We start from the raw sequence: 11,520 nt of genomic DNA, 5'->3' as shown, positions 1-11,520 counted from the left end.
ACCACGGCCGCCTCCGGCACGGTCCAGCCGCCCGCGCCGCTGCCGGTCTCGCCGGCCGACGCGCCGTCGATCTTCAAGGGCTCGTGAGCCACGCGCCGGCCACCTCCCCCATCGAACCGGCCGGCCCCCGCCCGGGCGTGGGCCGCCGCCTGGCCGCCCTGCTCTACGAAGGCGTGCTGCTGTTCGGCATCGTGTTCTTCGCCGCGCTGGCCTTCGCGCTGGTGTTCCAGCAGCGCAACGGCCTGGTCCACCATCGCCTGCTCGCCGCCTGGATTGCCCTGGTGGTCGGCGCCTACTTCGTGTGGTTCTGGACCCACGGCGGCCAGACGCTGCCGATGAAGACCTGGCGCCTCAGGCTGGTGGCCGCCGACGGCGCCCCGCTCTCGGCACCCCGCGCGATCCTGCGCTACCTGCTCGGCTGGCTGTGGTTCCTGCCGCCGCTCGCCCTGCATCCGCTGCTGCAGTTGCCGGTGCCGGCCACCCTTGCCGTGACGGCCGCCTGGGTGGTGCTGTGGGCGCTCGCCGCGCGGCTCGATCCGGCCCGCCAGTTCCCGCACGACCGCCTCGCCGGCACGCGCGTGGTGGCGCAGCCGCGCTGAATCGCCGGCCTCCCGCCACGCCGGTTCGCCGGGCCGAAATACCGTCGCGGCCGGCCGCAATCCTCCGATCATTGATCGCTCTCCAGCCGGTCGCGCGGCGCTGCGGCGCCACTGTCGCATCGGCGCATCAGGCTCGCCGAAGCTCGGGCGATCACGCCTCCTCCATGCCCGGCGGGCCTGTCGGCGCCATCGTTTCCCGCGCCGAAAGAACGTAATAAGAACGTCCCGTGACTGTCATGGCACAGTCATCCTCGCATGGCGCAATGCCGGTTATCCCAACCGGCGCGAGTCACGCATGGGCCTCAAAACGTCCGCGACTACCTTCTTCCAAGACCCGGCCGGCGCCCGTGCGGCAGCCTCGGCGTTCCTTTCCGGCCCGGCCGGCGGTGACGCGAGCCTGCCGCCACCGGCCAGCGCCAGCGTCGGCCATCACGACGAATCCGACGGACCCGCGCATCGCTACCGCACCATCTGGTTGTCCGACATCCATCTCGGCACCAGCGGCTGCCAGGCGCCCTACCTGCTCGACTTCCTGCGCCACAACGATTCCGAGTACCTGTACCTGGTCGGCGACATCATCGACGGCTGGCAGTTGCGCAAGGGCTGGTACTGGCCGCAGGCGCACAACGACGTGGTGCAGAAGATCCTGCGCAAGGCGCGCAAGGGCACCCAGGTGATCTACATCCCCGGCAACCACGACGAGGCGGCGCGCCAGTTCTGCGACCTCGCCTTCGGCGACATCCAGGTGCGCGGCGAGGCCTTCCACACCACGCTGGGCGGCAAGCGCCTGTGGATCGTCCACGGCGACCTGTTCGACGGCGTGATCCAGCATGCCAAGTGGCTCGCCTACCTGGGCGACACCGCCTACACGCTGATCCTGGTGCTGAACCGCTGGTTCAACCGGATCCGCAGCCGGCTCGGCTTCCAGTACTGGTCGCTGTCGCAGTACCTGAAGCACCAGGTCAAGAACGCCGTGAACTTCATCTCCTCGTTCGAGAACGTGATGACCGACGAGGCGAGGCGCCGCGGCTGCGACGGCGTGGTGTGCGGCCATATCCACAAGGCCGAGATCCGCGACATCGACGGCGTGCTGTACTGCAACGACGGCGACTGGGTGGAGAGCCTGTCGGCGCTGGTCGAGACCATGGAGGGCGAGCTGAAGATCGTCTACTGGACGGTGATGCAATCGCCGCCCGTCACCACCTCGCGCAAGGCGAAGGCCACCGCGTGAGCCCCCTGCTGTCCCGCGTCCCGCACCCTACAGGAATGCCTGCATGAAGATCATGATCGTCACCGATGCGTGGGAGCCGCAAGTCAACGGCGTCGTGCGTACCCTGAAGAGCACCTCGCGCGAGCTGAGCGCGCTCGGCCATCGCGTCGAGCTGCTCACGCCGCTGGAATTCCGCACCATCCCCTGCCCGACGTATCCCGAGATCCGCCTGTCGCTGTTCCCGTACCGCAAGCTGCGCGCGCGCATCGACGAGTTCGCGCCCGACGCGCTGCACATCGCCACCGAAGGCCCGCTCGGCATGGCCGCGCGCCGCTACGCGCGCGCCCACAAGCTGCCCTTCACCACCGCCTATCACACGCGCTTCCCCGAATACGTGCAGGCGCGCTTCGGCATCCCGCTGTCGGGCACCTACCGCTTCCTGCGCTGGTTCCACGGCGCCTCGCTGGCGGTGATGGCGCCCACCCCGGTGGTCAAGCAGGACCTGGAATCCTTCGGCTTCGACAACGTGGTGCTGTGGACCCGCGGCGTCGACCTCGACATCTTCGAGCCGATGGAATCGAAGGTGCTGAACACGGCGCGCCCGATCTTCCTCTACGTGGGGCGCGTGGCGATCGAGAAGAACGTCGAGGCCTTCCTGAAGCTCGACCTGCCCGGCTCGAAGTGGGTGGCGGGCGAAGGCCCCGCGCTGGCCGAGCTGAAATCACGCTATCCTGAGGCGAATTATCTTGGCGTGCTGTCGCAGGCGGAGCTCGCCAAGGTCTACGCGGCGGCCGACGTGTTCGTGTTCCCGAGCAAGACCGACACCTTCGGCCTGGTGCTGCTCGAGGCGCTCGCCTGCGGCACGCCGGTGGCGGCCTACCCGGTGACGGGCCCGGTCGACGTGCTCGGCGGCGGCCACGCCGGCGCGATGAACGAGGACCTGCGCGAGGCCTGCCTGGAAGCGCTGAAGATCGATCGCGCCACCGCGCGCGAATGGGCCGAGCGCTTCTCGTGGCGCGCCGCCTCCGAGCAGTTCGCCTCGCACCTGAAGCCGCTGCCGAACACCGCCAGCTCCCAACCTCAAGGCGCCGCCGTTTGAAACCTGCCATGCGCGCGAAAGCGCCCGCTCCGTCCCCGTCGCCGCTGCGCCGTCCCGCGCTGAACGCCGCCGCGTTCGCGCGCGATCCGCATGCCGATAACGATTCCCACGATGCGCACGACGGGCACGAGCATCACGAGCCGCTCGGCACCGACGACCCGCTCGCGCCGCTGCCGCCGAACCCCTACAAGGGCAATCGCGGGCTCACGCGCGCCTGGTACGCGCTCAAGCATTCGGTCAACGGCTTTCGCGTGGCGATCCGCGAGGAGAGCGCGTTCCGCCAGGAATTGACGCTCGCCGCGATCCTCGTGCCGGTCGGCCTGTTCATGCCGGTCGACGCGGTTTCGCATGCGCTGCTGATCGGCTCGGTGCTGCTGGTGCTGATCGTCGAACTGCTGAACTCCAGCGTGGAAGCGGCAATCGACCGGATTTCGCTGGAGCGCCACGAGCTCTCGAAACGCGCCAAGGACCTCGGCAGCGCGGCCGTCACGGTCGCGCTCGGCGCCTGCCTGGCGACCTGGGGCTTCATCCTCTGGCCGGTGGTGTCGCGCTGGCTCGGCCACTGATTCGTCGATCGACGCGCGCCGATCCTTGCCGATTCGTGCCGCAACGGCAACGATCGGCGCCTGCTTTTCCCATTGTTCCGCTCGTGCGACGAAAAGCGCCGAGAAAGCGAACGACCGTTTATAATCGGCCGATAGTCTCGAAAAACAGCTAACCCGAGCCGGACGAATACGCAGCATCCTCATGCAGCGCCCGCCAGTCCGGCACATTCAGGGCCGGACGACACATGGAAGCGAAACCTCCCCGCCGCACGCGTGAACGGATCCTCGAGCTGTCGTTGAAGCTATTCAACGAGATCGGCGAGCCGAACGTGACCACCACCACGATCGCCGAGGAAATGGAAATCAGTCCAGGCAACCTGTACTACCATTTCCGCAACAAGGACGACATCATCAACAGCATCTTCGCCCAGTTCGAGCAGCAGATCGAACGGCGACTGCGCTTCCCCGAGGACCATCGTCCGACCATCGACGAGACCTGGTCCTACCTGCAGTACATGGCCGATTTCATGTGGACCTACCGGTTCCTGTATCGCGACCTGAACGACCTGCTGGCGCGCAACCGCACGCTGGAAACCCACTTCAAGCAGATCATCAGCCACAAGGTGCGCTTCGCGCGCGAGATGTGCGAGCTGCTGGTGTCCGACGAGGAGCTGGTGGCCACGCCGGCCGAGATCGAGGTGATCGCCACCAACATGGCGGTGATCTCCACCTACTGGCTCTCGTACCAGTACGTGATGCACCCGCGCAAGTACAACGACCAGGACGCGATCCGCGACGAGCTGCATCAGGTCAGCATGCACGTGATCTCGGTGATGGCGCCGTACCTGCGCGGCCGCTCGCGACAGATCTTCGACGATCTGGTTTCCGGCAAGCTGCCCAAGCGCGAATTCCACGACTACCTGCCGCCTCGCGGCGCGCCCAAGGACGCGAAATCATGAAGTCGGTCTGTGTCTACTGCGGCTCCTCGGCAGGCACGCGCGGCGTCTATGCCGAGGCCGCGCGCGCCTTCGGCCAGGCGCTGGCGCAGGCCGGCCTGACGCTGGTCTATGGCGGCGGCCGGGTCGGCCTGATGGGCATCATCGCCGACGCGGTGCTGGCCGCCGGCGGCCGCGCGATCGGCGTGATCCCCAAGCTGCTGGTCGACAAGGAAGTCGGCCATCACGGCCTGACCGAGCTGCACGTGGTGCCCGACATGCATCACCGCAAGAAGATGATGGCCGACCTCAGCGATGCCTTCGTCGCGATGCCCGGCGGCGCCGGCACGCTCGAGGAGTTCTTCGAGGTCTATACCTGGGCCCAGCTCGGGTATCACCGCAAGCCGGTGGCCCTGCTCAACGTCGAGGGCTTCTACGACCCGCTCGTCACGATGCTGCGGCATACCGTCGAGGAAGGTTTCATGGCGGGCAGTTACGTGGAGTCGCTCTGCATCGACGCGAACCCCGAAGGCCTGCTCGACCAGTTGCGCCGCTACCAGCCGCCCACGCGCGACAAGTGGACGCCGGTAGGCGAGGCGCCCTGAGTCTTCCGGCCGCGCAAGCCGCCCCGGCCATCCTCGCGTTTCCCCTTCGCTTCATCGCCATGCCGGCTGGCGCGCTCTCGCGCCGGCCGGTATCGTCTTCCCCTGGCGGCCTCGCGTGATGCAGCGCCAGCGCGCCGTCCCGTCGTTCGCCCCCGCCATCGTCCCCCTCAGCCCTCATTCACCGGGAGTCGCTTCGTCATGTCCGCATCGAACAGCAAGGTCGTCCTCGTCACCGGCGCGAGCCGCGGTATCGGCGCCGCCACCGCGCGCCTGCTCGCCGCGCGCGGCTGGGCCGTCGGCATCAACTACGCGCGCGACGCCGCGGCGGCCGAAGCGCTGGCCGACGAGTTGCGCGCCGGCGGCGCGCGCGTCACCACCGTGCGCGGCGACGTGGCCGTCGAAGCCGAGGTGATCGCCATGTTCGATCATGTCGAGCGCGAACTCGGCCCGCTCGACGCGCTGGTCAACAACGCCGGCATCGTCTCCGCGCCGCAGCCGCTCGCCGAGATGGCGCTGACGCGCCTCACGCGCATGTTCGAGGTCAACGTGCTGGGCGCCTACCTCTGCGCGCGCGAGGCGGCGCGGCGCCTGCCGACCGATCGCGGCGGCCGCGGCGGCGCGATCGTCAATGTCTCCTCGCTGGCCGCGCGGCTGGGCTCGCCCAACGAATATGTCGACTACGCCGGCTCCAAGGGCGCCGTCGACACGCTCACGCTGGGCCTGGCCAAGGAACTCGCGCCGCACGGCGTGCGCGTCAATGCCGTGCGCCCCGGCCTGATCGACACCGAGATCCATGCCAGCGGCGGCCAGCCCGATCGCGCGGCACGGCTGGGCGCGCAGACGCCGATCGGCCGCCCGGGCCGCGCCGACGAGGTGGCCGAGGCGATCGTCTGGCTGCTCGGCGATGCCGCGTCCTACGTGACGGGTACCCTGGTCGACGTCGGCGGCGGACGTTGAGGGCTTGATTTGCCGGTGAGCGCAGGCGCGGCCAGGATCGGCGCCGGCGCGCCTCGCCGCTCGCGCCCGGCTCCATGACGGACGGGCGATTCCGCCCGGCGCACGGGCCGCGGCCACCCTCGCCCTGTGTCGCGAAAACGACAGCGCAAACGTACAAATCACAAAACAGCACATGCGCGAAAAAATCGCACATTCGGGCGACAGTTTTCGTAACAAGCCGTAATAAAAACATGGTCTACTAGCGACCATCGCGGCTCGCACCGCCATCCCGCCTTCCTCACGGCACGACAATCGACCGAGCCAGGCAGCCGGTCGAACAACCGACTTCTGAGACGTTTTTCGATGCAGGGACCTTCCACTCCCGGCGGCCCGCGCTCGTCCGCGCGCGCCCCGATTCGTCATGCCGTCCAGCCCCAGGACAGTTCGTCGGGCGCCGGCCGCCGCGCCGCGCCGGGCCTGAGGCTGCCCTGGTCCAATACCGCCGCGGACGCGCCCGGCTGGCCCGCCGCGTTCGCGCAGGCCGGCTGGCGCGTCTGGGCGCTGGCCATCGCGATCGCCTGCGCCTACCTGCTGCCCGGCATCGTCGGCCACGATCCGTGGAAGCAGGACGAGACCTATACCTTCGGCATCATCCAGCACATGCTCGACACCGGCGACCTGGTGGTGCCGAGCAACGCCGGCCAGCCCTTCATGGAGAAGCCGCCGCTCTACGACTGGACCGCCGCCACGCTGGCCTGGCTGTTCGGCCGCTACCTGCCGCTGCACGACGCGGCACGCCTGGCCAGCGCGCTGTTCGCCGCGCTCGCCTTCGGCTTCACCGCCCGCGCCGCGCGCATCGCCAGCGGTGCGCCGCGCTGGCTGGACCTCAAGGTGCTCGGCCCGCTCGCGCTTTGCGCGGGCACCCTGGTGGTGGTCAAGCACGTCCACGACATGATGACCGACGTGGCGCTGATGGCCGGCGCCGCGATCGCCTTCGCCTCGCTGCTCGAACTGGTCGGCGAGGCGGTCATGCGCCGTCGCGCGAGCCGCTTCGCGGCGCCCGGCTTCGGCCTGGGCGTGGGCATGGCGCTGATGGCCAAGGGCCTGTTCGTGCCGCTGGTGTTCGGCGCGACGCTCGCCGCCGTGATGCTGCTGTATCCGGCCTGCCGCGGCCGCGCCTTCTTCCGCTCGCTCGGCATCGCGGGCCTGGTGCTCGCGCCGTTCGCGCTGATCTGGCCGATCGCGCTGCTGATGCGCTCGGAAACGCTGTTCATGACCTGGTTCTGGGACAACAACGTGGGGCGCTTCTTCGGCTTCTCGGTGGCCGAGCTCGGCGCCGAGAACGACAAGCCGCTGTTCATCTGGCGCGCGCTGCTGACGGTCGGCTTCCCGGTCGGGCCGCTGGCCGCCTACGCGCTCGCGGCCGGGCGCTGGCGCGCCTGGCGCGAACCCGCGGTGGCGCTGCCCACCCTGTTCGGCGGGATCGGCATGATGGTGCTGCAGATGTCGGCCACCTCGCGACAGCTCTACATCCTGCCCTTCATCGCGCCGCTCGCGCTGCTCGCGGCCAACGCCGTCGAGCGCCTGCCGCGCCGCCTCGCGCAATGCTGGGATTACGCCAGCCGGCTGGTGTTCGGCGCGGTGGCGATCTACGCCTGGTATGTCTGGTCGATCATCACTTCGTATCACGCCTCGCGCGAGCCGATCCGCTGGCTCGGCCGCTGGCTGCCGCTCGACTGGACCACGCCGCTGCAACTGCCCTTCGCCTTCGCCGGCCTGGCGCTGACCCTCGGCTGGGTCTGGCTGCTGCCCTGGCTGCGCTCGACCGGCAAGTGGCGCGGCGCGCTGTCCTGGGCCGCCGGCGTGGTGCTGGTCTGGGGCCTGATCTTCACCCTGCTGCTGCCCTGGCTCGACGCGGCGAAGAGCTATCGCTCGGTGTTCGTCGATCTCGACCGCAGCCTGGCCCAGCAATGGAACGAGGGCGACTGCATGGCGAGCCTCGGGCTCGGCGAATCGGAGGCCCCGATGCTGCGTTATTTCGCCGACATCGAGCATCGCCCCGTCACCGATCCGAACCAGACGAACTGCACCTGGCTGATCGTGCAGAGCCCGCGCTCGGTCGCGCCGAAGCTCGGCGACGAGTGGGAGCCGTATTGGCAGGGCGCGCGCCCCGGCGACGACGACGAACTGCTGCGCGTCTACGTGCGCACGCCGGCCGACACGCCGGGCCGCTGAACCGCTTGCGCTGCCTGCTCCATGACAAAGGGCGCCACGTTCATCACGTGGCGCCCTTTGTCGTCATGCGTGCCGGGCGCTCATGCCCGATCGCCCGGCACGCCCTCGATGCTCAGGATTCGGCCACCGCCGCGGCCGGCTGCGGCCCCGAAGGCATCGGCGTGTCGTGCCCGGAACCCTTCACGTGCGCGACCCAGACGATGGTGATCAGCGTCATGACCACAGCCAGCCAGCCGTTGGAGCCGTAACCGACGATCGTGCCGTTCGGCCCGTTCGCCAGCAGCAGCCCGCCGACCCAGGCGCCGATCCCCATGCCCAGCGCCTGCACGGCGCTGTTCGCGCTGAGGAAGGCGCCGCGCCGCGCGGGCTCCGGCACGGTGGTGAGCAGGGCCTGCATCGGCACCATCCGGCCCGACATCGCCACCATGAAGAAGCCGAAGAAGGCGATCAGCACCACGAAGGGCATGGCCGGCAGGTGCGTGACGAGCAGCACCGGCAGCATCGACACCACCGCCGTCACGCGGAACATCTGGCGCTTGCCGTAGCGATCGGAGAGCCGGCCGATCCAGCGCGAGGTGAGCAAGGTGGCCGCGCCGCCCGCCATGTAGAGCCAGGACAACTGCTGCGGCTGCACGCCATGATTGGCGACCAGCATCGGCGAGATGAAGGGGATCACCAGCATGTGGCCTGACATCATCACGAAGGTCAGCGCGAAGGCCTTCAGGTGGCGCGGCAGGCTGAGCAGGCTGAACAACTGCGGCAGGACCTGCGACAGCGGCGTGGGCTGCCCGACATGCTCGGCCAGCGGCGGCACGACACGCGTGCCGACCAGCCAGATTGCCACCGACAGCACCACCAGCAGCAGGAACGGCGCGCTCCAGCTGAAGTGCGCGCCCAGCAGCACGCCGGCCGGCACGCCGCCGATCGCGGCCATCGAGAAGGCGGTCATGATCACGCCGGTGGCCGCGCCGCGGCGCGCCACCGGGATCACGTCGCTGACGATCGCCATCACGATCGCGCCGAGCACGCCGCCGGTGAGCCCCGCGAAGGCCCGCGCCAGCAGCAGCAGGTGGAAATTGCCGGCGAGCGCGCAGGCCAGGTTCGAGAGCGCGAACAGCGCGTAGGTCGCCTGCAGCAGGCGGCGCCGGTCGAAGCGGTCGATATAGGTGGCCGCGAACAGGCCGGACAGCCCCGAGCACAGCGAATACGCCGAAACGGCCGAGGCGAACTGCGCCGGCGTGATGGCGAAGGCATGCATGATCTGCGGGCCGAGCGGCATCATCACCATGAAGTCCATGATGACGGTGAACTGCGTGAGCGCGAGCAGCCACAGCAGGGTGCGTTCGCGCAACGGGTTGAGCGTGATTGTCATTGGATTGCTTGCGCTCCATCGGAAAAACGCGCGGCACCAGCGCCACGCGTTTCGGGGTTGATCGTCGATCCTTGTCTGGGCGGCCGCGCCGCCCGCCTCGATATCCCGCGCGGCGCGGCGCATCGCGCCTATCTTGCGGCCGAAGCGTCCAGATTTCGCCGACATTCGGTCGAGCTCAGGATGGCGGCAAGCCCGCCTCTCGCGCCTGGATATCGAAAAACATATCGAAAGATATATATCGTAAGAGCGTTTGTCAAAGAAAACATCGAGGGACGGATGCATGAAAAAAGCCCATGCACCGGCTCGTGCATGGGCTGTCTCCTCGATCGCGTCGCGCCGCTCAGCGGCGGTTGATCATCCAGTCGGCCGTGTCGTAGAACGAATGCATCAGGCGCTCGCGCAGCGGCAGGTCCAGGCCGATGTCCTCCATCGCCCAGGCCATGCAGCGCAGCCACTGGTCACGCTCCGAGCTGCCGATCGGGAACGGCAGGTGCCGCGCGCGCAGCCGCGGGTGGCCGAAACGGCTCACGTAGTGGTCGGGGCCGCCCAGCCAGCCGCACAGGAACCAGAAGGTCTTGTCGCGCGAGCCCTCGAGCGAGGCCGGATGCAGCGCGCGGATGCCCGCGAACTCGGGCTCCAGGTCCATCAGGTCGTAAAAACGGTCGATCAGCTCGCGCACCCGCGCCTCGCCGCCCACCAGCTCGAACGCGCTCGGTTTCGATTGCGCGTCCTCGTCGCTTACATCGTCAGTCATGCCTCGATACTCGATCCACGGAAAAGCGCAACGATACCGCAGTCGCCGCGCTCAGGCGTCGCGCAGGGTGCGCAGCGCCGGGCGCGACAGCACCGCGCGCAGGCTCCACCAGCCGGCCGCGCCCGCGCAGACGATGCCCGCCGCGATACCGGCCGGCACCACCCAGGGATTGAGCGCCAGCTCGAACTGGAACACCAGGGTGGCCAGCACCGAGCCGATCGCCAGCGCGCCGGCCGCCGCGCACACGCCGGCCAGCGTGCCGACGATCACGAACTCGGCGCGCTGCACCGCCCCCACCTGCTTGCGCGAGGCGCCCAGCGCGCGCAGCAGCGCGGCCTCGCGCGCGCGCTCGTCGCGGCTGCCGGCCAGCGCGGTGTACAGCACCAGGATGCCGGCCGCCAGCGTGAAGCCGAACAGCAGTTGCACCGCGCCCACCACCTGCAGCAGCACGCGCTCGATCTGCGCCAGGATCGGCGCCACGTCGATCGCCGTGATGCCGGGCTGGCGCGCGATCAGGCCGTCGATCAGGCGCGCGCGCCCGGGCGGCAGGTGGAAGCTGGTGATGTACATGGCCGGGAAATCCTGCAGCGCGGCCGGCGGCATCAGCACGAAGAAGTTGACGCGGAAAGTGCCCCAGTCGAGCTTGCGGATGCTGGTGACGGGCGCGTCGACAGTCAGGCCGGTAACGTCGAAGCGCAGCGTGTCGCCGAGCTTCACGCCGAGCGTCTTGGCCAGCCCCGCCTCGATCGAGATCTGCGGCTTGGGCGAATCGCTGAACCAGCGGCCCTCGACGACGCGATTGTCGTCCGGCAGCTGGGTCGTGTACGAGAGATTGAATTCGCGGTCGACCAGCCGGCGCGCGTTCGCGTCGGGATAGCTGTCGGGATTCACCGGCTTGCCGTCGATCGCGACCAGGCGGCCGCGCACCATCGGCTGCAGCGGCGCGTCGTCGATGCCGTGCGAGGCGAGGTAGCGCACCACGTCGGGCCGCTGGTCGGGCTGGATGTCGATCAGGAACTGGTTCGGCGCATCGGGCGGCGTGGATTTGCGCCAGCCGGCGACCAGGTCGTCGCGCGTGATCGAGATCAGCAGCAGGCACATCAGGCCGAGCGAGAGCGCGGTGATCTGCAGCGCGCTGGCGCCGCCGCGCCGGTGCAGCGAGGCGATCGCGTAACGCCAGCCGAGCCCGGCGCCGACCCGCGCGTCGCGCACCGCGCGCGCGGCCAGCCA

The 11,520-nt window shown here is 69.2% G+C and carries 11 protein-coding genes; 8 read left to right on the top strand and 3 right to left on the bottom strand.

Going from position 1 to position 11,520, the window contains the following annotated elements:
- Positions 1-83: 83 nt before the first annotated feature.
- The 8 genes from F3J18_RS32285 to F3J18_RS32250 all read left to right on the top strand — a co-directional run bounded on the left by F3J18_RS32285 (position 84) and on the right by F3J18_RS32250 (position 8,164).
- Positions 84-599 (top strand): RDD family protein, encoded by a 516-nt coding sequence (locus F3J18_RS32285; RefSeq protein ID WP_166916164.1) that lies wholly within the window; start codon positions 84-86, stop codon positions 597-599.
- A 295-nt stretch (positions 600-894) separates the two neighbouring features.
- On the top strand, positions 895-1,830 hold the full coding sequence (locus F3J18_RS32280; protein ID WP_025096477.1) for a UDP-2,3-diacylglucosamine diphosphatase: 936 nt from the start codon (positions 895-897) through the stop codon (positions 1,828-1,830).
- Positions 1,831-1,873: 43 nt separating this feature from the next.
- Positions 1,874-2,908, top strand: a complete 1,035-nt coding sequence (locus F3J18_RS32275) for a glycosyltransferase family 1 protein (RefSeq protein ID WP_166916162.1) — start codon at positions 1,874-1,876, stop codon at positions 2,906-2,908.
- Between the two features lie 8 nt (positions 2,909-2,916).
- Positions 2,917-3,474 carry a diacylglycerol kinase gene (locus F3J18_RS32270; protein WP_166916160.1) on the top strand — a complete coding sequence of 186 codons (558 nt, stop codon included), beginning with the start codon at positions 2,917-2,919 and terminating at the stop codon, positions 3,472-3,474.
- 224 nt (positions 3,475-3,698) lie between these two features.
- Positions 3,699-4,412, top strand: a complete 714-nt coding sequence (locus tag F3J18_RS32265) for a TetR/AcrR family transcriptional regulator (protein ID WP_013698889.1) — start codon at positions 3,699-3,701, stop codon at positions 4,410-4,412.
- Positions 4,409-4,993 (top strand): TIGR00730 family Rossman fold protein, encoded by a 585-nt coding sequence (locus tag F3J18_RS32260; RefSeq protein WP_013698890.1) that lies wholly within the window; start codon positions 4,409-4,411, stop codon positions 4,991-4,993. The genes F3J18_RS32265 and F3J18_RS32260 overlap by 4 nt, the downstream gene beginning before the upstream one ends.
- 198 nt (positions 4,994-5,191) lie before the next feature.
- Positions 5,192-5,950 carry an SDR family oxidoreductase gene (locus tag F3J18_RS32255; protein ID WP_166916158.1) on the top strand — a complete coding sequence of 253 codons (759 nt, stop codon included), beginning with the start codon at positions 5,192-5,194 and terminating at the stop codon, positions 5,948-5,950.
- Between the two features lie 342 nt (positions 5,951-6,292).
- Positions 6,293-8,164: a glycosyl transferase gene (locus tag F3J18_RS32250; protein ID WP_166916156.1), complete on the top strand. Its 1,872-nt coding sequence runs from the start codon at positions 6,293-6,295 to the stop codon at positions 8,162-8,164.
- A 112-nt stretch (positions 8,165-8,276) separates the two neighbouring features.
- Here the strand turns inward: F3J18_RS32250 and F3J18_RS32245 are convergent, their stop codons facing one another.
- The 3 genes from F3J18_RS32245 to F3J18_RS32235 form a co-directional block, all read right to left on the bottom strand.
- Positions 8,277-9,536, bottom strand: coding sequence for an MFS transporter (locus F3J18_RS32245; RefSeq protein WP_166916154.1), 1,260 nt, complete (start codon positions 9,534-9,536; stop codon positions 8,277-8,279).
- A 340-nt stretch (positions 9,537-9,876) separates the two neighbouring features.
- Positions 9,877-10,290, bottom strand: coding sequence for a group II truncated hemoglobin (locus F3J18_RS32240; RefSeq protein ID WP_025096483.1), 414 nt, complete (start codon positions 10,288-10,290; stop codon positions 9,877-9,879).
- 51 nt (positions 10,291-10,341) lie between these two features.
- Positions 10,342-11,520, bottom strand: a 1,179-nt coding sequence (locus F3J18_RS32235) for an FtsX-like permease family protein (RefSeq protein ID WP_345892536.1), incomplete at its 5' end; no start/stop codon positions are given.

Source organism: Burkholderia sp. Ax-1720 (genome assembly GCF_011753035.1).
GTDB classification, from domain to species: Bacteria; Pseudomonadota; Gammaproteobacteria; order Burkholderiales; family Burkholderiaceae; genus Burkholderia; species Burkholderia gladioli.
The sequence above is the reverse complement of the archived record's forward strand: the minus strand, read 5'-3'. Positions and strand labels throughout refer to the sequence as shown.

Excerpts from the sequence above, each read along its gene's own strand:
- F3J18_RS32265 (WP_013698889.1), top strand. The coding sequence starts at position 3,699 with ATGGAAGCGAAACCTCCCCGCCGCACGCGTGAACGGATCCTCGAGCTG.
- F3J18_RS32245 (WP_166916154.1), bottom strand. The coding sequence starts at position 9,536 with ATGACAATCACGCTCAACCCGTTGCGCGAACGCACCCTGCTGTGGCTG.
- F3J18_RS32275 (WP_166916162.1), top strand. The coding sequence starts at position 1,874 with ATGAAGATCATGATCGTCACCGATGCGTGGGAGCCGCAAGTCAACGGC.
- F3J18_RS32270 (WP_166916160.1), top strand. The coding sequence starts at position 2,917 with ATGCGCGCGAAAGCGCCCGCTCCGTCCCCGTCGCCGCTGCGCCGTCCC.
- F3J18_RS32255 (WP_166916158.1), top strand. The coding sequence starts at position 5,192 with ATGTCCGCATCGAACAGCAAGGTCGTCCTCGTCACCGGCGCGAGCCGC.
- F3J18_RS32260 (WP_013698890.1), top strand. The coding sequence starts at position 4,409 with ATGAAGTCGGTCTGTGTCTACTGCGGCTCCTCGGCAGGCACGCGCGGC.
- F3J18_RS32240 (WP_025096483.1), bottom strand. The coding sequence starts at position 10,290 with ATGACTGACGATGTAAGCGACGAGGACGCGCAATCGAAACCGAGCGCG.
- F3J18_RS32250 (WP_166916156.1), top strand. The coding sequence starts at position 6,293 with ATGCAGGGACCTTCCACTCCCGGCGGCCCGCGCTCGTCCGCGCGCGCC.
- F3J18_RS32280 (WP_025096477.1), top strand. The coding sequence starts at position 895 with ATGGGCCTCAAAACGTCCGCGACTACCTTCTTCCAAGACCCGGCCGGC.